General features: G+C 44.8%; 24 protein-coding genes, 2 tRNA genes and 1 other RNA gene. 11 read left to right on the plus strand and 16 right to left on the minus strand.

Annotated features, from left to right (window positions below):
- The 5 genes from IZU26_RS07985 to IZU26_RS08005 form a co-directional block, all read left to right on the plus strand.
- Positions 1–198 (plus strand): SpoIIE family protein phosphatase (locus IZU26_RS07985; protein ID WP_433278139.1); only part of this gene is annotated, 198 nt, incomplete at its 5' end.
- A 17-nt stretch (positions 199–215) separates the two neighbouring features.
- Positions 216–554 carry an anti-sigma factor antagonist gene (locus tag IZU26_RS07990; RefSeq protein ID WP_021330003.1) on the plus strand — a complete coding sequence of 113 codons (339 nt, stop codon included), beginning with the start codon at positions 216–218 and terminating at the stop codon, positions 552–554.
- A gap of 136 nt (positions 555–690) precedes the next feature.
- On the plus strand, positions 691–1,239 hold the full coding sequence (locus IZU26_RS07995; RefSeq protein WP_021329995.1) for an ATP-binding protein: 549 nt from the start codon (positions 691–693) through the stop codon (positions 1,237–1,239).
- 119 nt (positions 1,240–1,358) lie between these two features.
- Positions 1,359–1,738, plus strand: a transfer-messenger RNA (tmRNA) gene (ssrA, locus tag IZU26_RS08000).
- Positions 1,739–1,911: 173 nt separating this feature from the next.
- Positions 1,912–2,085 (plus strand): hypothetical protein, encoded by a 174-nt coding sequence (locus tag IZU26_RS08005; RefSeq protein WP_433278141.1) that lies wholly within the window; start codon positions 1,912–1,914, stop codon positions 2,083–2,085.
- Here the strand turns inward: IZU26_RS08005 and IZU26_RS08010 are convergent.
- The 5 genes from IZU26_RS08010 to IZU26_RS08030 form a co-directional block, all read right to left on the minus strand.
- Positions 2,082–2,216: a hypothetical protein gene (locus IZU26_RS08010; protein WP_433278143.1), complete on the minus strand. Its 135-nt coding sequence runs from the start codon at positions 2,214–2,216 to the stop codon at positions 2,082–2,084. The two genes, IZU26_RS08005 and IZU26_RS08010, sit on opposite strands and share 4 nt — an antisense overlap.
- 599 nt (positions 2,217–2,815) lie before the next feature.
- Complete coding sequence (locus tag IZU26_RS08015) at positions 2,816–3,490, minus strand: ImmA/IrrE family metallo-endopeptidase (protein ID WP_433278145.1); 675 nt, start codon at positions 3,488–3,490, stop codon at positions 2,816–2,818.
- A gap of 1 nt (position 3,491) precedes the next feature.
- Complete coding sequence (locus tag IZU26_RS08020) at positions 3,492–3,830, minus strand: helix-turn-helix domain-containing protein (RefSeq protein WP_433278147.1); 339 nt, start codon at positions 3,828–3,830, stop codon at positions 3,492–3,494.
- Positions 3,831–3,957: 127 nt separating this feature from the next.
- Positions 3,958–4,251 (minus strand): addiction module antidote protein, encoded by a 294-nt coding sequence (locus IZU26_RS08025; RefSeq protein ID WP_433278149.1) that lies wholly within the window; start codon positions 4,249–4,251, stop codon positions 3,958–3,960.
- A gap of 1 nt (position 4,252) precedes the next feature.
- Positions 4,253–4,546 carry a type II toxin-antitoxin system RelE/ParE family toxin gene (locus tag IZU26_RS08030; protein ID WP_180487325.1) on the minus strand — a complete coding sequence of 98 codons (294 nt, stop codon included), beginning with the start codon at positions 4,544–4,546 and terminating at the stop codon, positions 4,253–4,255.
- A 187-nt stretch (positions 4,547–4,733) separates the two neighbouring features.
- Here IZU26_RS08030 and IZU26_RS08035 point away from each other — a divergent pair, with 187 nt between their 5' ends.
- Positions 4,734–5,240 (plus strand): hypothetical protein, encoded by a 507-nt coding sequence (locus IZU26_RS08035; RefSeq protein WP_433278151.1) that lies wholly within the window; start codon positions 4,734–4,736, stop codon positions 5,238–5,240.
- A 58-nt stretch (positions 5,241–5,298) separates the two neighbouring features.
- Positions 5,299–5,757 (plus strand): hypothetical protein, encoded by a 459-nt coding sequence (locus IZU26_RS08040; protein WP_433278153.1) that lies wholly within the window; start codon positions 5,299–5,301, stop codon positions 5,755–5,757.
- A gap of 360 nt (positions 5,758–6,117) precedes the next feature.
- On the opposite strand, the gene IZU26_RS08045 is transcribed toward IZU26_RS08040, so the two are convergent.
- The 11 genes from IZU26_RS08045 to IZU26_RS08095 all read right to left on the minus strand — a co-directional run bounded on the left by IZU26_RS08045 (position 6,118) and on the right by IZU26_RS08095 (position 16,035).
- On the minus strand, positions 6,118–7,224 hold the full coding sequence (locus IZU26_RS08045) for a tyrosine-protein phosphatase (RefSeq protein ID WP_433278155.1): 1,107 nt from the start codon (positions 7,222–7,224) through the stop codon (positions 6,118–6,120).
- A 66-nt stretch (positions 7,225–7,290) separates the two neighbouring features.
- Positions 7,291–8,268: a LacI family DNA-binding transcriptional regulator gene (locus tag IZU26_RS08050; protein WP_021329213.1), complete on the minus strand. Its 978-nt coding sequence runs from the start codon at positions 8,266–8,268 to the stop codon at positions 7,291–7,293.
- Between the two features lie 15 nt (positions 8,269–8,283).
- Positions 8,284–9,129: an MBL fold metallo-hydrolase gene (locus IZU26_RS08055; protein WP_310823473.1), complete on the minus strand. Its 846-nt coding sequence runs from the start codon at positions 9,127–9,129 to the stop codon at positions 8,284–8,286.
- Between the two features lie 7 nt (positions 9,130–9,136).
- Positions 9,137–9,982: a carbohydrate ABC transporter permease gene (locus IZU26_RS08060; RefSeq protein WP_021329161.1), complete on the minus strand. Its 846-nt coding sequence runs from the start codon at positions 9,980–9,982 to the stop codon at positions 9,137–9,139.
- Positions 9,983–9,984: 2 nt separating this feature from the next.
- Entirely contained in the window at positions 9,985–10,887 is a 903-nt protein-coding gene (locus IZU26_RS08065) for a carbohydrate ABC transporter permease (RefSeq protein WP_021329103.1), read from the minus strand.
- A gap of 72 nt (positions 10,888–10,959) precedes the next feature.
- On the minus strand, positions 10,960–12,237 hold the full coding sequence (locus IZU26_RS08070) for a sugar ABC transporter substrate-binding protein (RefSeq protein WP_021329173.1): 1,278 nt from the start codon (positions 12,235–12,237) through the stop codon (positions 10,960–10,962).
- Between the two features lie 107 nt (positions 12,238–12,344).
- The gene (locus IZU26_RS08075; RefSeq protein ID WP_433278158.1) at positions 12,345–13,034 is read right to left on the minus strand and encodes a tyrosine-protein phosphatase; all 690 of its coding nucleotides are present in this window, start codon (positions 13,032–13,034) and stop codon (positions 12,345–12,347) included.
- On the minus strand, positions 13,031–13,807 hold the full coding sequence (locus IZU26_RS08080) for a metallophosphoesterase family protein (protein WP_021329098.1): 777 nt from the start codon (positions 13,805–13,807) through the stop codon (positions 13,031–13,033). The genes IZU26_RS08075 and IZU26_RS08080 overlap by 4 nt, the downstream gene beginning before the upstream one ends.
- Positions 13,808–14,209: 402 nt before the next feature.
- Entirely contained in the window at positions 14,210–14,668 is a 459-nt protein-coding gene (locus IZU26_RS08085) for a flavodoxin family protein (RefSeq protein WP_433278161.1), read from the minus strand.
- Between the two features lie 12 nt (positions 14,669–14,680).
- Complete coding sequence (locus tag IZU26_RS08090; RefSeq protein ID WP_433278163.1) at positions 14,681–15,574, minus strand: 4Fe-4S dicluster domain-containing protein; 894 nt, start codon at positions 15,572–15,574, stop codon at positions 14,681–14,683.
- Positions 15,571–16,035 carry a MarR family transcriptional regulator gene (locus IZU26_RS08095; protein WP_433278165.1) on the minus strand — a complete coding sequence of 155 codons (465 nt, stop codon included), beginning with the start codon at positions 16,033–16,035 and terminating at the stop codon, positions 15,571–15,573. The genes IZU26_RS08090 and IZU26_RS08095 overlap by 4 nt, the downstream gene beginning before the upstream one ends.
- Positions 16,036–16,298: 263 nt before the next feature.
- On the opposite strand from IZU26_RS08095, the gene IZU26_RS08100 reads away from it, so the two are divergent.
- From IZU26_RS08100 to IZU26_RS08115, 4 genes are all read left to right on the plus strand, one after another.
- A tRNA-Asp gene (locus IZU26_RS08100) sits at positions 16,299–16,372 on the plus strand.
- A 174-nt stretch (positions 16,373–16,546) separates the two neighbouring features.
- Positions 16,547–16,619: transfer RNA gene (locus IZU26_RS08105), tRNA-Pro, on the plus strand.
- Between the two features lie 240 nt (positions 16,620–16,859).
- Positions 16,860–18,179 (plus strand): ABC transporter substrate-binding protein, encoded by a 1,320-nt coding sequence (locus tag IZU26_RS08110; RefSeq protein ID WP_433278167.1) that lies wholly within the window; start codon positions 16,860–16,862, stop codon positions 18,177–18,179.
- Between the two features lie 161 nt (positions 18,180–18,340).
- A complete protein-coding gene (locus IZU26_RS08115) occupies positions 18,341–20,476 on the plus strand; it encodes a methyl-accepting chemotaxis protein (protein WP_021329155.1) in 2,136 nt (711 codons plus the stop codon).
- Positions 20,477–20,545 lie beyond the last annotated feature (69 nt).

Genomic DNA, 20,545 nt, shown 5'->3' on the forward strand with positions numbered 1-20,545 from the left:
TGTACGGACGGCTTACTTGAATCTCTGAGCGAATCCGGTGTACAATATTCAACAGCACGCCTCATGCAAGTTATCAAAACGAATCGCGAATTGTCCGGAGCGGAAATTGCCGAACGTGTAAAAGCGGACGTACAACTCCATTCGGGTACCGCACAGCAATACGACGATCAAAGCCTTTTGATTATAAAAATTCGGTAAAACAGGAAGGGATATCTATGGAACTGAAAATCCGGAAAAACGGCGACATCTACATCATCGATGTAAACGGAGAGATGGATCTGTATAATTCATACAAGCTCAAAGAGCTCGTTATGAAGATGCTGGAAAAAAACGTCAAATTCTTTGTCATCAATTTGGAACAGGTCGATTATATCGATTCGTCGGGAATCGGCGCACTCATCTATATCTGTTCGACAATCAAAAAGATGAATCTGCGTCTTTCCATTGCAAATATTCACGGTTCGGTAAAAAAAGTTATCGAATTGACAAAGCTGACCGGATATTTTCCGATCGCAAACAGCATCGAAGAAGCGCTGCAGATGGTCAAAGAATAAGATGCTCTTTGCTTTTATCTAAGAAGCACCGATGAAAGCGATAAGCGCATAAATCGGCGCTTCTTTCGTTTTTTATAAATCTTTAATTATTACAGAGCTTTATTGCAAAACGAACATTTAAAAAGGAGTTTGTCCTATGGCACGCGAAGAAGAGATAAAAGAACTGCACTCGGACGATAACGATCCCCTGTTCAATACGGAAAACATGCTCGTAAAAACCTTTCCGTCGGATTTCAGACAGATCAGATATTTTACGCTTTTGATCGTCCAGTCGGCGCCGACGGAAATCAGAGAGCTGAACCTGCTCGAACAGCAGATAAGCGAAGTGATCAAAAACGCCGTCAAACACGGCAACCGCTGCGACATGAATAAAAAAGTAACCGTCTGGTATTCGTTCAGCCCCGCTCACGCCCATCTCATCGTACAGGACGAAGGCGAAGGTTTTAAAAATCTTGAAGAGTGGAACGAATTCAACCGCAAAAGAATCGAATGCCTGCGCACGCAAAATTTCGAAGACCTCGCAAACTACGTTTCGTTCCGAACGGCAGCGAGTGACGAGCACGACGGCGGAAATGCGCTCTTTGCAGCCGTCGAATATTGGAACGGCGGATTTGTCTTCAACGGCAAACGCAATGCGGTCGCGATGCTGAAAAAGTTTAAGCAAAAGCATCACGTCATACACTGAGACTCGCAGGCAACACGGCTTTTGGAAACGGCTTTTTTTGCAAATGTGCTCTTGACAAAAATCAGCTGCGTGAGTATTTTTTTAATGAACGACAAGTTTGAAATGTATGCCGTAAAATCGGGGGTGCACCGGTTTCGACGGATACGGGAAAGCTTGTACTGCAGGTAAGGCCGCGTTTCCTTTGAAAACGCAAAAAAACATAACTGCCAAACGTGAAGAAGACTTCGTGTCTGAAGACGAACAGTTAGCTCTTGCTGCGTAAGCGGCGACTTAAAGAGCCGGAAACCCGTCCGCGCCGCTCTGAGCTGGCGGGATTTCCGTCGTAAACCGGAGCTTGCTGCGTACAGTGTCCGATATGTACGCAGGACATCTATCGGAATACGGAGCGGACACCTGCTGTGCCGTTAAACGCTCCCGACAATCACCTCGCACAGCTACACCTGTAGATGTACCTGTTTTACGTACCCGGACGGGGGTTCAATTCCCCCCATCTCCAAAACGCATTTTATACTGATACTATAGACGAGGGTGATAATATGGTTTTGTTTCTTACCATCTTGTATCTCTCGTTGCCGGTATTATAGGCGCATGTATCGGCGGTTTTATCGGTAAAATTATTTCAATTTTACTTTCTCCTTTTATAAAGCGCTCGCTTAAAAAACGAGACATGCTATGATCGCTTTAATAATTCTTGCCGTGATAATCGGCGCCGTTTTAGGCTTTTACTACCTCGTATGGCTTCTCGTTAAAGCCGTTCATAAACGCCTCGACGATAAACTCCCGTCCGTCGCTCCCGAAAAAATCGATTTACTCGTCGCGCTCGGACTATTGTTTCGAAAGAATTAACGCTCAAGCAATTTATTAAACCGCTCGCGTGCCTTTCTGTTTTCCGCGCTTTCCTTTACGGGCAGCGCCCAAATACGTTTCAGCTTCGCCATAGTTTTATCTTTGCCGGGCTTTGAGCAACGGTAGCTCATAATTTCGTTAAGCTTCGTTCCCGTAAGCCCGCAATTACGCAGGGCTATTATTTTCTCAAGTATTGTTATAAAACCGCACTCCAACAATCCTCGCAGCGCTAAGCGGGTATTTTAATCGTCGGTACTCGGTATATCTGTTTTCATGATGTCTATTGTTTCTTCGATAGTTGAAAGCCTGATTGTTTTTCCGTTGTCAATGGCATATTGCGGATAGCCGACAGGGAGCGTGAATTGAAACACCGTAAACGGGCGGGTTATCGTGGTGCTGCATCAGGCGGTGTAAAGACATAAAAAAAGGGTGCGCAAAATCTAGAATCATCAATTTTGCACACCCTTTATAGACAGCTAAGGCTATCGAGCCTTGTATTTACTTTGTGGAATTACAAGTTTGAACGCTTTTAATCCATACTGTGAAGCATAGATTCTTTTGCCGTTCCTGGTAATCCATTTTGTAAAGATTACAACAGTAGGCGAAGTATTATTCATACTTTATGTCTCCTTGACAAGTCACGGAAGACAAAGTAAACTATATAAACTCGAGTTACTCGTCTACCGGACTTGTCACTTGTATTACTTGTTTCAACCGTTCTTTAGATTCGTCAGAGCGATTGAAACAGCCCTATAAGGCCTTGAATGCTGCTAACATTCAAGGCTTTATTTTTTATAACTTCATTACGTTTTTTCTCCATGTTCGGTTTTAAGACCGCACGAATTCTTGCTGTTGCGGCACTACACGAGACGCCATAAACGGCTTGTATCTCCTTTACAATCTCTCTATCTGAATGGTGATCCTCGTATAAGCTACACAAAAAAGGAAGTAACGTAACGAGAGGCATGAGTAATGCGCCGGCGGCATGTTCCGCTTGCCACTCTGCATTTTCATAGGTTTTAATCGGGCGTTGCGTATTTCTCCGTGCCGCCAACGGCGCAAGTTGCATGACAATCCCGCTATGCAAAATAACATGACCTACTTCGTGTGCAAGTGTATATCGGTTGCGAGGGTATTCGTTTTCGAAATCGATCATGAATTTTTCTGTTACTTCGATTCTGTTTGCGGGGAAATTCGTCTGTGCCTCTATTGATTCGAGAGGATATTCCTCGACAAGGACAATCTTGTATCCATGTGAATTCCAGATTGCTTTTTGTATATCTTGCATTGTAAGCCTATTTGGTGCTATTAAATGCTGCGGTATATACTTCGCAAGATATTGTTCGACATAAGCTTCAATAGCCGCCGCACTTAACGGCGGCATAGGATGCGTTTCCAGTAACATATTATTTTTCTCTCTCCTGTCTTAAAAAATTTTCCAGCGCGCTTACGGCCGCAGGACTTTTTCGTGCAGCAGCAAACGCCTGTGCGTATGTACCGTTCTTTGCCGTCTCAATCGCGGCATTCTTAATGTCATCTTGTAAAAGGCGTTTCAACTCCTCAACGTCCTGATTGTAGTATTCAGCGAGCTTCGGTATTACTTTACTACGTACCGGCATTTTTACGCCTGTCTCCAATTCTGAAAGGTACATAGCAGAAATACCAAGTGCAAAAGCGACGGTGCGAAGTGTTTCGTTTTTCCCGTTTACCCGCAGATCATAAATCTTTGTACCGAATTTAGACATATTCCATTCCTCCGCCTCTACTGTATATCATTTTATAAAATATGTCAACATATAATCATCTATTTTTTAGCTTACAAAAAAAAGATACCCAAAAACATAAATGTTCCTGTATAAATCCGTACACGCATTACATCGTTTTTACTATCGGTGTCGGTGTGAGTGTGTAGCCAATAGCGTGGAGAACGTTCCAAACGGTTGAGAATGTAGGATTTCCATTCGGGGAAAGTGCCTTATACAAGCCCTCCCGTGTAATCCCCGCTTCCTTTGCGGTCTCTGTCATCCCCCTTGCCCTTGCCACTGCGTTTATTGCACGGAGCAATTCCTCTTGTGTGCCGTCCTTTGCAACAAGTTCAAGGTAGCCTTCTCTTAATTCTTCCGTGTCGAGATATTCAGCAATATCAAATTCCGTAGTTTTCAACATCTTAAATCTCCTTAACCATTTTCTTGGCGATCTTTATATCCTCATCCTGTGTAGATTTATCACCGCCTACAAGAAGTATCACGATCTTGTTATTTTTGTTTGTAAAGTAAACACGGTAGCCCTTGCCCACATCAATCCTTAGTTCAAACACTTCGCCGCCGACCGACTTTGAGTCTCCGAAATTGCCCTCTTTCATTCTGTCAATCCGCCTTGCTATCGCTACTTTTGCAACGGCATCTTTCAGTTTTTTAAGCCATTTTGAAAATTCTTCTGTCTGCCTTACTTCATAGTTCATACTTGTATTGTAAACTGTAGTTCACACTTCGTCAATAGGTTATATGTAACGCCGCGTTTATTGTTGTGCAGTAAAAACGGATAATTTATTGTATTACATAACGTTGCATATTATAATCCTCTGTCTGCATTACCATCCTATCGATATAAGACCTTGTTTTTTTATATAATTACTATATACTTGACCTATGAAAAAATCGCTTGCATTGTTTTTTATATCCGCTTTTATTTTCACCTCGTGTGATTCGCTTATCTCTACGGTACGTGATAGAGATATTATTAATAATTCTTCACATACTGCACAATTTACACTTATATCTCACGGTAATACAGTTTTTACGCTTCAACCGGCGGAGCGTATGACGCTGAAACTGCCGAGTTTTCCGGCGGGAAAAATTATTTCCGACAAGCCGATTGTATTTAAAACATATGCGGAAAACGCCACTATTGAAGATATGCCCACGTATGAATTAAATGTAGTTAATACGTTCACACACCAAATAATAGTAAAAGTACAGAACGATAGATTTGCTTCGCCGCAATCGATAACAATTCCGCCGGCTGCAACGGGAGTTGTTCATACTCGACTTAATCCTAACGACATACGATTTGATTTCACTTGCGATGTCGGCGGTTATCGTTATGAGAATTATTTTGATAAAAGCGATAAAAAATATTACTTGAAGATTTATTAAACTACAATATTTTCGCATAACGATTGTCATTTTACGAAATTAACGGTATATTAAAGTTATGAAAAAGCTGTTATTTTCAGCCATATTGTTAATGTCATCTCTTGTATTTTCTGCTTGTATACTTAATGATGGCGATGACAGAAATTCTTTCACGCAAGTGGCAACTGATAAATTCGTTAAAGCAACGGAGTATTCTTTCCCGAAAGATACAACGGCACTGGAATTATATAACTGCTTTATCCGTTTTTATTCAGAAGGAACATATACCATAACCGGTACTTATAAGCGTACGGAAACAGCGAAACTAAATGGCACTGTTTATACAAATACCATCACTAAAAATATAGTAATGGTTAAGATTTATAAATCTAAAACAGAAATCTCAAATTTATTTCACGTCGATTTTATAACCGATAACAACGAAACAATGAGCAATTATTATGAATGGCAACACAAACGCAATAATGTGTGGCATAATAATAAAATTGATGGTGATATTGTCATTCAGAAATTTTAATTCTTAAATATCTCTTGCATCTATTTAATTAATTTTTTTAATTAATTAAAATTACTGTATCTTTGATAGATATGGAATTCCGATCACAGTAAAATTGTTTTCATCTCGATAAACATTTTTTTAATACGCAATCTCATCTTCCGTACGCTTTGATTCTGCTGTCATTTTTTTCATAATTCCGTGCGGTAACTCCGTTTATTTCGTAAACGCCGTCATTGTTATCATCCGCAAGCAAATCGTATGACGAAACTGCAAGTGCAAAACGAAATACCGAAACGGCACGATTCGTTTAACATACGATTTGCAGCGGGCATGCATTTGCACACCCGCGCTGCGTAAAACTTCCGGCGCCGCACTTTCCTACTGCAGCGCCGCACGCACGACGTCGATCTCTTCTCTCGTAAGGCCGGCCTTTGTGCGAAGATAATTTTCGACGACTTTTCCGACGTTCCGATCGGTAACGCTTCGTCCTCCGTTGATCGATACGAGCGTACCGATGATGACGCCTCCGATCATATCGTACTGCTCCGTGCCTTTTTTGACGCCGAAATAATTTTCAAAGCTCGTCATATAATCGGCTTTGATTTCATCGAGCGTCGCGCCGCACAGCGCTTCGAGCAAAGCGCACACATAGCCCGCTCGATCTTTTCCTTCATTGCAGTGAACGAGGTAAGACGCGCTTTTCTTTTCGCCGATAAAGACGAGAGCGTCGTGCAGTTTTTTAATAAAATCTTCGTCGGCAAACGAAACGCCCATGTTGAGAAAAACGACATCGCCTCTTTCCGCAAGCGATTTGTAATACGGCGCTTCATCGATGTGTTTCCAAGCGCTTTCGCGGCTGTCGGCAAGGTTTACCGCAGCTTTTATGCCGTTCGCCTGTATGAGCTTTTCGGCATAAGGGGCGCGCGCATCACCGTAGACGGGATTGCACGATCGGTACAAGCGGCCGGACGCAATGCCTCCCGCTTTTACTTCGCGAAAATTGGCAAAAATTTCGTCCGATGCATAGTCGCTTCGGTTTTCGCTTTTTTTAAGCTGACGGATTTTATAGTCGGCAAGGTATGCGCCCTTCCCTTTCATCGCGACGGCGACAGGAGTGCCGGCTGCAACTCCGCTCGTTTTGACAAAATTGCCCATATTGATTGCGAACGAAACGCCTCCCTTGCTCAAACGGATGAGGTATTTTCCGTTATCGACGTCGCTGTAATTCGTACACACGGGAGCATCGAACGCGAAAGCGCCCGCTTTTACCGACACGATGTCGCCCGGCTCGAAACCCGCCGCGGTAAATTCATCCTGCGTAATGCTGAGCGCGCAGTTTCCGTATTTGTCGATCGACGAAACCGTCGTTTGAACGCCTGCGCGGGGAGACTCCGCGGAAACTTTTTTTGTCGTCGCGCAGCTTGCCGCAAAAAGCGAGGCGATAAAGAGCAATGCAATCGGCATCACGCGTACTTGTTTTTTCATCGTTATTCCTCCATGATTACCGACTATATCACAAAAAGCCGAGTTCGAACACGGGAGAAAAAATATCTAAAACGTTGAACCGCGCGGTATCAGTGTGACGGGAAAAATCGTTTGGGCAGGAATCGTTTCACCCTTCATTTTTTTAATAATAATTTCAAGCGCACAGCGGCACATATCTTCGACCGGTTGGTGAATCGTTGTAAGAGGAGGACTCGTGAGAGAGGCGATATCGGTGTCGTCGAAACCGATTATCTTCAATTTTTCCGGAACCGATATATTTCTTGCCGCACACGCTTGAAGCAATTGCGCTGCGATGATATCGCTCGTTGCAAAGATTCCGTCAAATCGTCTGTTTCCGTTAAACATATCATCTATCGCTTTGCGATAATCGAAATCTTTAAACTGCTCTTCGCTTGTCGCAATGACGACCGGCGCGACGCCCGCTTTTCGGCAGGTATCTTCAAACGCTTTTGCCCGATCATCGGCCGGAAGCTTTATGCGCGGAATGCCGCTGAAAATTGCGGGACGCTTGCAGCCCTGCGCCAGCAGCAATTCGGCGGCATAGACACCTCCTCGATAATTATCGCATAAAACGGCCGGAATCGAATCGGAAATCGAGCGCTCTATCGTAACGACGGGAAATTGATCGAGACGGCTTGCAATTTTACCGCTTCTCGTACAGAGAATGATACCCGACACTTTGTTCGATTTTAACATATCGATATAGTCGCTTTCTTTTTTACTGTTTTGCTGTGAATTACACACGAGCAATTTAAATCCGTTTCGAAATGCGTATTTTTCGAGATAATTGATGCATGCAGAAAAAAACGGATGCAGCAATGACGGTACGATCGCTCCGATAAATTTCGTCTGCTTTTGCGCAAGCGCACGCGCTATTTCATTCGGACGGTAATCGAGTTCGCGCATAACGTTATATACTTTTTCTCGTGTCCGCGTACTGATATAGCCTCTGTTATTGAGAACGCGCGACACCGTTGTCACCGTTATTCCGGCTTTTTCCGCAACGTCTTTTATCGTAGCCAAAACATAACTCCGCTCTTATACGGTGATGACCATACCATCATAGGTTAAATGCATATTGTCTTTTTCGGCAAGAGAAGCGAATTCATCGGGAGATAAACCGCACATATGCGAAAAATGATTGAGGTATATTTCCGTCGACGCGTCAATAAGACCACATGCTCGCAGTCGTTCGCAAAACCTTTTGTCTTCGGCCAATCCCATGTGCGCATCTCCGGGCAGCGTACCGCGTGCGCAATCAAGACTTACGGCGGAAAATGTTTTTCCGAACCGATTCAATGCATCGAATGTCCTTTCACGCGGAAACCCCGTATCGTTACCGTAGAGAAACGAATGCGTTCCGTCGGAAAGAGCAAAAATGCAACAATCTTCACCTTGTATATGATTCGCTTCAAATGCGGTAAATTCGACGTCTCCGACGGAAAACGGCACTCCGTACGATATCTTCGAAAAACGCAGCTTAGACGGATCGGCATGAACTTCTTCAAAAAATTTTTTATTAATTTTTTCCCGAACGGTATCGTTTCCCCATACCGAGATATAATTATCGTTTTCATCGATGTGAAGCAACACGGTTGCGCCACTCTTGCATCTGAGCATCAGCGACATAAGATCGAGATGATCGTCATGCGAATGCGTAAAGACAATCGTATCTACGGCGGAAAGGTGCAGGCGGTTTTCCCAGCTCTGCATAAAAATATCGGGTGACAGATCTATGAGTATATGTTCATTTACAAGCGCACAGCTGCGCGTTTTTCTGTTTTTACCGCCGAGTCGTCGCACTTTTTCGCAGGCAGCGCATTCGCAAAACGGAGCGGGGAATCCTTCTGCCGCACCCGTTCCAAGATAACGGATTCGAATCATAACGCACCTACCCCTTAATACCGGTCATCGTAAGCGATTCGATAAACTGCTTTTGAAATACGATAAAGACAATAAGCACGGGCAGCGTCATGAGAGCGGCGAACGCGAATATCTGTCCCCAGAAAATATGGACGTCGGTAGAAAGTGCACGAAGTGCGAGCGGCAGCGTACGATACGTCTCATCTCGCGTTACAAGTGTCGGCCAAAGCAGATCGCCCCACGATCGTACAAAACTCATAATCGCGACCGTCGCCATAATAGGCTTTGACAGCGGCAGCATTATTTTCCAAAAGATTCCGTTATAGGATTCTCCGTCGACGATAGCCGCATCGATAAGTTCCTGCGGCATACCTTTAAAATGATTGTAATACAAAAATATGTGCATCGGATAACCGGCCGTCGGAAGCGCAAGTCCGATATAACTGTTAAGCAAATGCATTTTATTAACAATCATAAATCTGTTGATGATGACGGATTCGGTCGGGATGATGGCAAGGGCGATGACGAGCGCCAGCAAAAAATTCTTTTCCTTAAACGCAAGCATACCCAAAACATAACCGGCCATCGCATTGATAATCGTTACGAGGGCGACATTGATAACGGCAACGACGACGGAATTTTTAAAAAACGTAAAAAATTTTACTTTGCCGACAATCTCCGCATAATTTTCCCATGAAGGATGCAACGTCGGAATAAATGCTTTGATCGTGGACATATCCGCCACAATCCGCATATCGTCTTTTACCGATGAAATAAACATATAAAAAACCGGCAATATAAAAATCAATGCAATGAGGATGTATAAAATATAATATACGACTTTTGCCGTCGTTCTTTTTACAATCGATGTCACAATCACTTCTCCTTCGTCAAATGATTTTGCATAAGCGAAACGGCAAAAACGATCAAAAAGAATACGACGGCGATCGCCGAAGAATATCCGACTTGATTGTTGATAAATCCCGCTTTATAGAGAAGATAGATAACCGATACCGTAGCATTTTTCGGTCCGCCGTTCGTCAGCACGTACACTTGCGTAAAAAGTTTCAAAGACCCGATCGTTACCGATATAAGCACGTACACGAGCGTATTGCGCAGCATTGGAATTGTGATATAAAAAAATCTCTGCGCTACGGAACATCCGTCGAGATAGCTCGCTTCATACAATTCATGCGGAATATACTGAAGCCCTCCGAGTATAATAACCATTTCAAGACCGAGAGTTTGCCATATATACATAAATGCAAGACACGGCAGCGCTTGATTCCCGTTTTGCAGCCATGTCTGCGGCGGAATGCCGAATACGCCTAAAAACGAATTTAAAAGGCCGGCTTGCCCCGGAGAAAAAATATACGACCATACTACGGCAACGACGGTCATCGTTACGACTTGCGGACTGAAATATACGGCTCGAAATACTTTTACGCCGGTAAGCTGCTTATTCACAAAGACGGCGAGGATCGTTCCAAGTAAGAGAACGGCGGGAACAACCATGAGTGCATATAAAGCTGTATTACGAAATGCAATCGCCGCCGTTTCATTCGTAAACAGGCGCAGATAATTTTGCAAGCCGACGAAATCGGTCGGCTTACCCATCCTCGGTACGAGCATTTTATTCGTAAACGAATAAAAGACCGCGAGAACAAAGGGAAAAAAATAAAAAATAAAAATACACAAAAATGCGGGAATGCAGTATATCCGCGCGGTACGGGCTTGACTTTTCTGCAATCCGCTTAATTTTTTGGAATAAGACTTCATACCGCCTTCCTCCATAAAATAGCTGCAAGCAAGGGGCTGTCCAAAAACTTCAGTTTTAGGACAGCCTTCATCCTACTTGTCCCAGCCGTTTTCTTTGATGACGGCATCGATTTCTTTCGCTGCGGCACTAAGCGTTGTTTTGGCATCGGCACCGTGAATGATGTCTCCCGTCGCCGCCTGCATGGCCGTATAGATCGTCATGTGTGCCGGAGTAAGAGGCCGAAGAACGGAAATACCGGCTTCAAGTTGTTCACGGTACAAATACAACCGTCCGCCTTTTTGCAAAGCTGCAACTTGATCCATAACCGATTTTCGCGACGGAATGGCTCCGTTAAAATCGGTAACGATTCTGATATTCGCCGGTTCAAGACTCATCTGCAAAATCCGCCATACTTCATCCGCAATTCCGTTTTGTTTTGCGGCGGTCGTCATAGCCCATACGGTTGAACCGGAACACGTAAACACGCCTTTTCCGAAATTCGGCGTCGGAATGATTATCGCATCGTCTCCGAGATTTTTTACATGATCGGTATATTTCCAATGACCGATGAGTGCAAGCGCGCTCTCTTTTTTACCGTAAAATGCATCTTCGTAATCACATCGGCCGTTGAGATATCCCTGCTTTAAAAGCCACGAGAGATAATCGTAAGCGGCTACCGTATTCGCGCCGTCGAGCACTCCTTTTGCATGAAACGTTTTCCTGTCGATATAATCGCCGCCGAAACTTGCAAGGATGGGCATATACGTAAAATAGAGCGTCGACGGTTTATTTTGGCGTATATAAATCGGATACGGAACCCCGCTCAATTTGAGTTTTTTGAGTACATCTTCAAATTCCGCTTTCGACCATGCCTCTTTATAACTTACCGGAATGCGTACCCCCGCCTTTTGGAGCATCGCTTTATTTGCCCACAGCCCCATACCGGCGTCGAATTGTGCCGTCGAAATAAGCTTGCCGCGATACGAAGACTCGGCAACGACGGATGGAATCAAATCGCTTTTTAAAGATGCGGGCATATATGTATCGAGCGCTTCTATGAGTCCCGCTTCATAATACGCGGGCATTTGCAAATAATCGACGATAATCATATCCGGGGCGTCTCCGACAACAGGAGCTACTTGCAGCTTTCCGTCAAGTTCGTCTTTCGGGTAATATTCGTCTTTAATCGTAATGCCCGAAGTCGTTCTGATAGTATCAAAAAGCTTTCGATACACACCGTCTTCGGCACCGCTGCTTACCCATACTTTGACAAAGTCCTGCTTGCGTTGCGCACCGTCGGTTTGTCCCAGTGCCGAAACGGCGGATACCGCCACACTGCCGGCAAGCAAAACCGCTATCCATCTTTTCATAAAGCTGTCCTCCAAAAAATCTTTATTAAGAAATGAGAACCTACGGCTCCCTCTATAAAAACAGATTTATCTGTTCGATCCGGCATATAAACCGAATCGCATTACAATTAATTCATAACAAATTTTTTGTAAATTTTTCGGCGCACTTCCTCAGTTACGCCGATCGCATCGAGGTACTGCGAGGCACCGCCGTAAGCTTTATGCAAAAAAGCGAGCAGCTTTTCCATATTCATATAGTGAGAACCGGAAACGTCGGTCATAAAGCCTTTGATATACGTGTGGCTCACTTCGTAGTCCGCGACGATATCCTTTTCATCGACTCCTGCAATCGTATATAAAAACATCGCGGTAAGTCCCGTGCGATCCTTTCCCGCAACGCAATGAAACACCACCGGCCCTTCGGCATCCGCCAAAAAAAACAGCACTTTGCGGAATTCATCACCGCTCACCGTGAGAAGCTGTCGATACATACGGTGCAGCGTATGCGTCATATACACATCTCCGTGTACATTGAGCTCATGCGGCCGAATTGACCCCTGCACCGATATGTTTTTATAAACACAGGATCTCGGTCGGCAATCGGGTCGTGCCGACGTTTCCGCCGGGTGCCGCAAGTCAAGGATTGTCCGTATTCCCAAATCTTCAATACGCTTCAAGTCGGCTTTCGTTGCTTTTGCGAGTTCCGTCGAACGGTAAAATACCCCGTACTTTGTCATCCCGCCGCCGCTGCATTCCCAGCCGCCGAGATCACGAAAATTTTCAATACCGTCAAAATGCAGCCGTCTGTAGGATTTCATACAGCTCCTGTCGGAAGCGGATCCCGCGTCGTTTTTGCATCTCCGAAAAAGAAATAAAAATCCTGCACTTCCGTTTCCATCATCGATTTATTTTTCCCGTATTGTTCAGCAGCAGCAAACTGTATGCTGCGATCATAGGGTATTCTTTTGAAAATAATCGTACCGTCTTCTATAACGGCATACTGCGCACTTTTATCGTGTTCGTCGGGACGGCGATAGGATATGCTTCCCGGATTTATCCACATCCTGTTTCCGTACAGGTAATGGGCGCATTGACGATGCGTATGCCCGACAATAATGCGGCGTTCAAACGCATTATGATAAGACTCCGGTGTATTTGCATTCCAAAATGCATCGAACTCTTCGATACTGTTTATATCGCGATACGGAACGGTTTTATCGAAACGATGCGCCATAAGATAATACCGACCATCTTGTTCAAACGAAATAATCTCAGGGAGCGAATCTAAAAAAGACACACGGGCGGCATCAAGCTGCAGACAATTTTGATGAACCCATTTAAACTGCATCGGAGCAATAGTTTTCGATACTCCCGATTTCCATACATTTACCAAATGCTCATCATGATTGCCTTTGACAAGGCGGCTCTCCGCTCTATGATTACGAAACCAATCGATAACGGGCTTCGGTGAAATGCCGTAGTCGACAAAATCTCCTGCGCACCAAACCCAATCAAAACCCGCTTCTGCAGATAAAACGGCCGAAAGGGCTTCGAAATTGCTGTGAACGTCGGAAATCAAAAGTACGCGCATACGTATAAACGAGTATAGCACAAAACCCGTATATGTCAATCGTTTAACATATTAAAATCACCACGTCGTTCGGCAATCGCCGCCCTCACGGTACGCGCGCTCAAGGGACGCGGAATTCGACACGTGTTTTCGCCGCTCCGGAGCACGTGACAGACTGTTGATCATCGTCGCTCAAAAGCGCTTCCTGTATATCCTTTATCGGCTCGCTTTTATGCTCAACACAAACCGTATTCATACGCTCTAAAGCCCACAAAAGGTTTACCGCCGTCGAATGTGAAGAGCTCAAATAATTTTTAACCGATTTAAGAGTTATTCGAAAATTAAAATCGGCGGCACACTCAAAATCAGAAAAACGACTTCCCTGCTTCAATAAATTTCGGAAAAACTTGATATTTTAATAATTTAAATCGCTAAAATATCGTTTTCGAAAAATGCAATCGCGTCTCTGAAATCGTCTTCGTTCGGCCTGCCCTTATTCAATCCGCCGATAAGCTTAAAAGGACCGTAGGTATCGAAACCTTTGCAGGAAAATATACCCAAGCAGATTTTGCCGCTTTTCTCCGTTTTAGCCCGAAGTGCATTTTCATACCCTGACCTGCCCGCTCCCGACGTATAGATAAAAAACAATTTTTTTACATCGCTTTTAATCGCCTGTTCGAACACGGCCGAAACGGACGGAGAAAACTTTCCGTAATAAATTCCCGATGCAAATCCCAGTACGTCATAGCGGGAAAAAAATTCCGGAGTGCAATCGGCCGCTTTAACAAGAGCCGTATCCGCATATTTTTCTTTGATTTTCAAAAGCAGCTTTTCCGTATTTCCCTTGTGCGGAGAATCGTACACAATGCAAATTTCATTCATAATTCAAACCTCCTATTTTTCCCGTATATAACCGTATTCGTCAGGATATACGGCCGAGAGCGGACTTTCCAAAACGACCTCGCCGTCACCCAATCGCTTTTTTGCAAGTTTACGGTAGTCGAAAACGATCGCATCGCTTGCGCAGTTGTAAAAACACTCCCCGCACAGAATACAATTTTTTTGATTTTTCACCGACACGATACCGTCCGTAAAAACAAAATTATTGACGGGACACACCTCTATACATCTTTTACATACGCGGCACTTTTCGTATACGATCGACACGGTTTTGAATTTCGCATGAATTCTTTCCTGTGAAAGTATTTTTAATATAAAACGCATGGGCATTTTAGTATATGCAAAAGACACGCTGCCGTCCCGTATCGATTTCGGGTCGGCACACAGATCGACGACTTTGCTTACGGCGTCGTCTATTACACAACGCTCCGTCTCGCCCGGCCGGTCTTCCAATATCTTTGTGCGAAAACTTCTGCTCAGTGTATGAAACGAAGCGATTTTTATGCCCAAAACCGGCACGTATTTTTTTCGTTTCAATGCGCGTCCCATCTCTTCCAACGCGACAAACGAATGCGCTCCTCCGTAGCTTATAAACGGCACGGCAATCTTTGATCTTCTTTCGTCCGGAGGCGGGAGCATCGCGATCGTACGCAATACCGTGTGTTCCGCGTGACCGGCATATACCGGAGCGCCGACAAAAAGAGCGTCGAACTCGCCCATTTTCGCCGCGAGATTTTCGCTTCCGACCGGAGAGAACAACAGAGTATCGTCTTTTGTCAAGTTGACGATGTCGGTTTCGCCTCCCCTCGCTTCAATACTTTTTTCAATCATCCGTGCGGCGGCGAGCGTATGTCCCGCAGGACTGAATACGATTACGACGGCTTTCATACGATATCCTCCGTTGTATCGAAATCGGGTATGTTTTCGTTTACCAATTCCGCTAAGCGTGCTATCGCCGAAAATTCTTTTTTCGAAAGCGAACTTAAATACGCCGTAATTTTTTTATTAAAACCGTCGTGGAATTTTTCGTGGTTTTTATACGCACGCACTCCTTCTTTTGTCAATGTAATATAGACGGCTTTTTTATTCCCCTCTTTTTTATATTTTCGTATCAATTTTTTTTTCAGCAATTTATCGGAAACCTGTGTTACCGCACCGTTTGTAATGCCGAGTTTTTCCGAAAGCTCGGATGCGCTGTATCCGTCCGATAAACCTATCGCCTCTATAAAATGTATTTCGCTCTGATAAAGCAGGTGAGCGGTGCCGAAGCGCTTCGGTTTTTTATCGTTGGCATTGATCCGGTATTGAATCTTCGCCGTAAGCTTCATAAAGCTTTGTATGTCGTGCATCGTGCCGTCCGTTTTTATGACCTTCCGTCAGTATATTTTAGCCGCTAAAATAAATATACACCCGCCGCAGCCTTTTGTCAATATAGTTTAGCAACTAAAACAAATACGCCGATTTGAAATATCTTTTTAAAGATTCTCCCGTTTTAGAGACCGTTCAGAGATTTACGTTACTACGATTTCTTTTACAAGGTTTTTTAAATCGGTTATATGTTTTTACGACACTTGACATAAAAAATAAAATTATGCTATAGTATAAAAATCACGGGGGCGTAGCGAAGCTGGTTATCGCGCTGGCCTGTCACGCCGGAGACCACGGGTTCGAGCCCCGTCGCTCCCGTAACAAGGGCTGTTTCAAAAGTCGATTACTTTTTCGACAGCCTATCAAGTTTAAAATTAAGTCTGTGTATTGTAATGACTTAATTTTAAACATCGCACCTAAAATCAAGGAAGCTGTTCAGAAACTGAAGTTTTTGAACAGCCCTATTTTTTTCACGCCGGAATAACCGACGAACGGGCAATAGCGCAGTTGGTAGCGCGCTTGGTTCGGGACCAAGAGGTCGGCGGTTCAAATCCGCCTTGCCCGACTGCTAATTCCTTATTTTTACGACTATGATAACCTGCCGATATAAAAGATTGACACGAGCTTCTTTAGTCGGTACTATTATCGATATTCATACGCAAATACTATAAGCAAAAAATATTGCGCGAATCAGGAGATATGATAAAAAGCGGTGTCTGAAATATCGCCGTCATTCTTTATCTCGAGTTTGCGCGGATGTTTGCAAAAGACTTGTATACGTACAAAAGTTTTTAAGGGAGGGTTTATGAACAATAGCCGGTGGGGACTTCTGCTGAAAAATATTGCAGCCGTTATATGCGTATCGCTTTTAGCGGGCTGTATGAATCAAAAAACCGATTCCGTTTCGGCGGATATCGACTTTTGGTCGTTTCCCAACTTTACTTCGGAAACGGGAGTTCAAGGCGATTTTGAAAAAGAGCTTATTGCGGCTTTCGAAAAAGAAAATCCATCGATCAACGTGCGCTTTACATCGCTCAGTTATGCCGACGGTGCGGATAAAATCGAACAGGCGATCTCTTCCGGCAAAGCTCCCGATATCGTATACGACGCACCCGGCCGCATCATCGCATGGGCGGACAAAGGTTTGCTCGAACCGCTCGATGACGTACTCGCAACGGAAAAACCGTATATCATGACGGGTATGCTTGCGGTTTCCGCAGGTAAAGATTTGCGCACCTATATGTATCCGATGCATGCGGGTCCTTTTGCGATGGCGTTCAACAAAGAGATGCTCAACGACTTGGGGCTTCTTTCGCTTTTGCCGTACACGCGGCGCGACCGCCAGTGGACTGTCGCAGAGTATGAAAATCTTTTGCGTGCGCTCAAAGCGAAACTGCCGAAAGGCAAAACACCCGGCGTATTCTACTATAAAACGCAGGGCGGTGATCAGGGCACTCGTGCATTTTTAGTTAATCTCTTCGGTAACGTATCGCTTTTGAACAACGATTATTCGCGCTATACGTTCAACACACCGCAAGCGGTAAGGAATGTAGCGTGGACGATGAATGCGATAAAAGAAGGCTTGCTGCTTGACGGCGCGAATCTCACGTCGAACGACGCTATCGGCATGTTCGCGGCATCCGACGCTGCCCACACGATCCTCTATTCACCGCAGCTGAACAAAATGTATGACGGAAAGCGCAAATATCGCGGCAGAGATTTTACACCGATTTATATGCCTTTCCCCAACGATTCGGGCGCTCCGTCCCTCGAATTCATCGTCGGCGGCGCCTGTATTTTCAATAACAAAAAACAAAATAAAATACAGGCTGCAAAAAAATTTTTGCACTTTATGGCGACGGATGAAGTATGGGCGCCCAAGCTCGTAGATGCAACCGGCGGTTTTCCCGTGACGTCGAAAATCGACATCGAAACCGATGATCCCGAAATCTTGTATAATTCGGTGCTGCAGAAATTCTTCGGTCAGTACTATAACAATATCACAGGCTTTGCGGATATGCGCGGCTATTGGAATACGGCGCTGAAAAATGCCGCATCCGGAAAGAATATACAGGGCGTGCTGAATAATTTTGTTAAAAATTCCGACGAGTCGCTCGCTAAATAAATCCGAGGAAGATATAAAAGAACCGCTTAAATTGTGCGGCTCTTTTAACTTCGAGTTTTCTTTCGAAAACTCGCTCATATATTATATGTGCGCGAACGCGCACGGCTGCGGCATTTTCGAAAATTGATATTTTCTGCAATGCAGCATTTCAAGGAAGGGGTATGAAATACGTTTTTTCAGACGGAAAAAAGCATAAAATATTTTCGATAAAAAATAAAATGATAACGGCGTTTGCGTTTTTTTCTCTTTCGATCGTGCTCATTTCGTGTATCGTATCGATAACGCTCGCCTCTTTTTCCCTCGTACGCAATACGCGATACTTTCTCAACGAACTGGTATTCAGCTCTTCAAAAGCGCTCGACGAACGCTCAAAGGCGATGTTCGAAAAATTGGAAGCGTTTTCGAATATCCCCGATATCCAAGAGGATACACTGTCGTACCGGGCCAAAATAGAATTATTAAAAAATGAAATTCAACTGCAGCGTCAGCGCGGCTGGCTCAATTTCGGTATCGGCGGAAAAAACGGCATTCTCTACCGCACCGACAATAAAACCGAAAACGTTTCGCGGGAAGACTGGTTTCAACGAGCGATGACGGGTAAGTACGCCATCACGGAGCCGGTTTTTTCCGCTACGGAACGGATGTACGTGTCCACGATCGCGATTCCCTTGCGCGATCTTCAGGGTAAGATTACCGGTGTTATCAGCGCAACGCTTTTGGGCGGTTCGCTGTCGAATCTCGTAAGCGATATGACCGTGGGAAAAACGGGAGCCGCATATCTGATCAGTCCCGACGGCATCGTACTCGGAACCCGTCAGCCGGAAATACTGTATAAAAATATCTTTACCGAAGTATTCGAAAGCGAAAGCAAAGAATTTCAAGGTTTTCTGCGGAACGCGTTGAGTTCGGGAAAATCGAAAGTGAGTATTTCAAAAATAAATAATACGCGGTATATTGCGGCAACATCTTCCATGCGCTACTCCGGTTGGACGCTGCTGCTCATGGCGCCCGTTTCGGAATTCGTCGCAGAAAATATAACGACGCTTATCCGAACATTTATCCTCATCGCCGCATTGCAGCTCGTCGTCGCAATTATCATCGGATTTTTTATCGCGCGCCGTATCGTCAAACCGCTCAATTTGATGATCGACGCGCTGCACAATATTTCGCAAGGCGAAGGCGATCTCACCATCAAACTGCCGGTCGTCGGCAAAGACGAAACGGGTATTCTGTCGACTTACTTTAACGAAACGATCTCAAAACTGCGGAATGCGATCAAAAACGTCAGTACCGGTTCATTCGAAATGAAAACCGTCGGATCCGATCTCGAAAGCAATATGGTATCCGTAAGCGAATTCGTAAAAGCGATTACGGACAGTATCGACGAACTGCGGGGGCATTTTACGGAACAGGAAAAAAGCGTTTCGGAAACCGCATCCGCAATCGAAGAAGTTATCAAAGCGATCCGCGCATTGCACGAAGACATCGACCGGCAGCTGAGCGTTGTTCAAAACTCGACGTCGTCGCTCGACGGTATAACGAAGTTCGTAAGCTCCGTCGAAGAAAACATAAAGGATGCACAGGACACCATGCAAAACCTCGCTTCGGCGACGGACTCCGGGCGCGAAACGCTGACGCAGGCGAACAACATATCACAGCGAATCTCCGAAGCGTCGGGCAGTTTGATCGAAGCGAGCGCCGTCATTCAAAACATCGCAAACCAGACAAATCTTTTGGCGATGAACGCCGCCATCGAAGCGGCGCACGCAGGCAAAGCGGGAAAGGGCTTCGCCGTCGTCGCTTCGGAAATCAGAAAGCTCGCGGAAAGCTCGAGTGCGCAAGGTAAAAAAATCACAACGACGCTCAAAAACATCATCGATGAAATCGAACTGCTCGCATCGTCCGCATCGGGTGCGGTCGAAAAATTCAATTATATTTCAAACTATTCGAACGAAGTGCACAACGCGATCGAAAGCGTCGTCAAAGTGATGGACAAGCAGGAAGAAAACAGCACGAATATCCGCGATATGATAAAAAATATCGGTACGACGACAAGCGGCGTAAAATACAATTCCGCAGAAATGCTCGCGAGCAGCGAAAATATTTTGACGCAGGCGACGCAGCTTGACGAACTCACCCGCGTTTTACGGAAGACGATGGATTCGATCGAGTCGCAAGTCGATCTTATCAATTCCGCAACACAGGAATCGCTGGAAATCGCGGGAAAAAACAAAGAGTCCATTGACGGGCTCGTCACCGAAGTCGGTAAATTCAAAACCCAGACGACGGACATTTAAGCGTTTCGGTCATTCGATTTTTTATCGAATGATTGAAACTGTTTTGAACGATGCGCTACCCGCAGATGA

It is taken from the genome of Treponema sp. SP13 (genome assembly GCF_050938355.1).
Taxonomy (GTDB): Bacteria; Spirochaetota; Spirochaetia; order Treponematales; family Treponemataceae; genus Treponema_D; species Treponema_D socranskii.

Bases quoted from the DNA above. Each gene is read 5' to 3' on its own strand.
- IZU26_RS07990 (WP_021330003.1), top strand. From the start codon at position 216: ATGGAACTGAAAATCCGGAAAAACGGCGACATCTACATCATCGATGTA.
- IZU26_RS07995 (WP_021329995.1), top strand. From the start codon at position 691: ATGGCACGCGAAGAAGAGATAAAAGAACTGCACTCGGACGATAACGAT.
- IZU26_RS08005 (WP_433278141.1), top strand. From the start codon at position 1,912: ATGATCGCTTTAATAATTCTTGCCGTGATAATCGGCGCCGTTTTAGGC.
- IZU26_RS08010 (WP_433278143.1), bottom strand. From the start codon at position 2,216: ATGAGCTACCGTTGCTCAAAGCCCGGCAAAGATAAAACTATGGCGAAG.
- IZU26_RS08015 (WP_433278145.1), bottom strand. From the start codon at position 3,490: ATGTTACTGGAAACGCATCCTATGCCGCCGTTAAGTGCGGCGGCTATT.
- IZU26_RS08020 (WP_433278147.1), bottom strand. From the start codon at position 3,830: ATGTCTAAATTCGGTACAAAGATTTATGATCTGCGGGTAAACGGGAAA.
- IZU26_RS08025 (WP_433278149.1), bottom strand. From the start codon at position 4,251: ATGTTGAAAACTACGGAATTTGATATTGCTGAATATCTCGACACGGAA.
- IZU26_RS08030 (WP_180487325.1), bottom strand. From the start codon at position 4,546: ATGAACTATGAAGTAAGGCAGACAGAAGAATTTTCAAAATGGCTTAAA.
- IZU26_RS08035 (WP_433278151.1), top strand. From the start codon at position 4,734: ATGAAAAAATCGCTTGCATTGTTTTTTATATCCGCTTTTATTTTCACC.
- IZU26_RS08040 (WP_433278153.1), top strand. From the start codon at position 5,299: ATGAAAAAGCTGTTATTTTCAGCCATATTGTTAATGTCATCTCTTGTA.
- IZU26_RS08045 (WP_433278155.1), bottom strand. From the start codon at position 7,224: ATGAAAAAACAAGTACGCGTGATGCCGATTGCATTGCTCTTTATCGCC.
- IZU26_RS08055 (WP_310823473.1), bottom strand. From the start codon at position 9,129: ATGATTCGAATCCGTTATCTTGGAACGGGTGCGGCAGAAGGATTCCCC.
- IZU26_RS08065 (WP_021329103.1), bottom strand. From the start codon at position 10,887: ATGAAGTCTTATTCCAAAAAATTAAGCGGATTGCAGAAAAGTCAAGCC.
- IZU26_RS08070 (WP_021329173.1), bottom strand. From the start codon at position 12,237: ATGAAAAGATGGATAGCGGTTTTGCTTGCCGGCAGTGTGGCGGTATCC.
- IZU26_RS08075 (WP_433278158.1), bottom strand. From the start codon at position 13,034: ATGAAATCCTACAGACGGCTGCATTTTGACGGTATTGAAAATTTTCGT.
- IZU26_RS08080 (WP_021329098.1), bottom strand. From the start codon at position 13,807: ATGCGCGTACTTTTGATTTCCGACGTTCACAGCAATTTCGAAGCCCTT.
- IZU26_RS08085 (WP_433278161.1), bottom strand. From the start codon at position 14,668: ATGAATGAAATTTGCATTGTGTACGATTCTCCGCACAAGGGAAATACG.
- IZU26_RS08090 (WP_433278163.1), bottom strand. From the start codon at position 15,574: ATGAAAGCCGTCGTAATCGTATTCAGTCCTGCGGGACATACGCTCGCC.
- IZU26_RS08095 (WP_433278165.1), bottom strand. From the start codon at position 16,035: ATGCACGACATACAAAGCTTTATGAAGCTTACGGCGAAGATTCAATAC.
- IZU26_RS08110 (WP_433278167.1), top strand. From the start codon at position 16,860: ATGAACAATAGCCGGTGGGGACTTCTGCTGAAAAATATTGCAGCCGTT.
- IZU26_RS08115 (WP_021329155.1), top strand. From the start codon at position 18,341: ATGAAATACGTTTTTTCAGACGGAAAAAAGCATAAAATATTTTCGATA.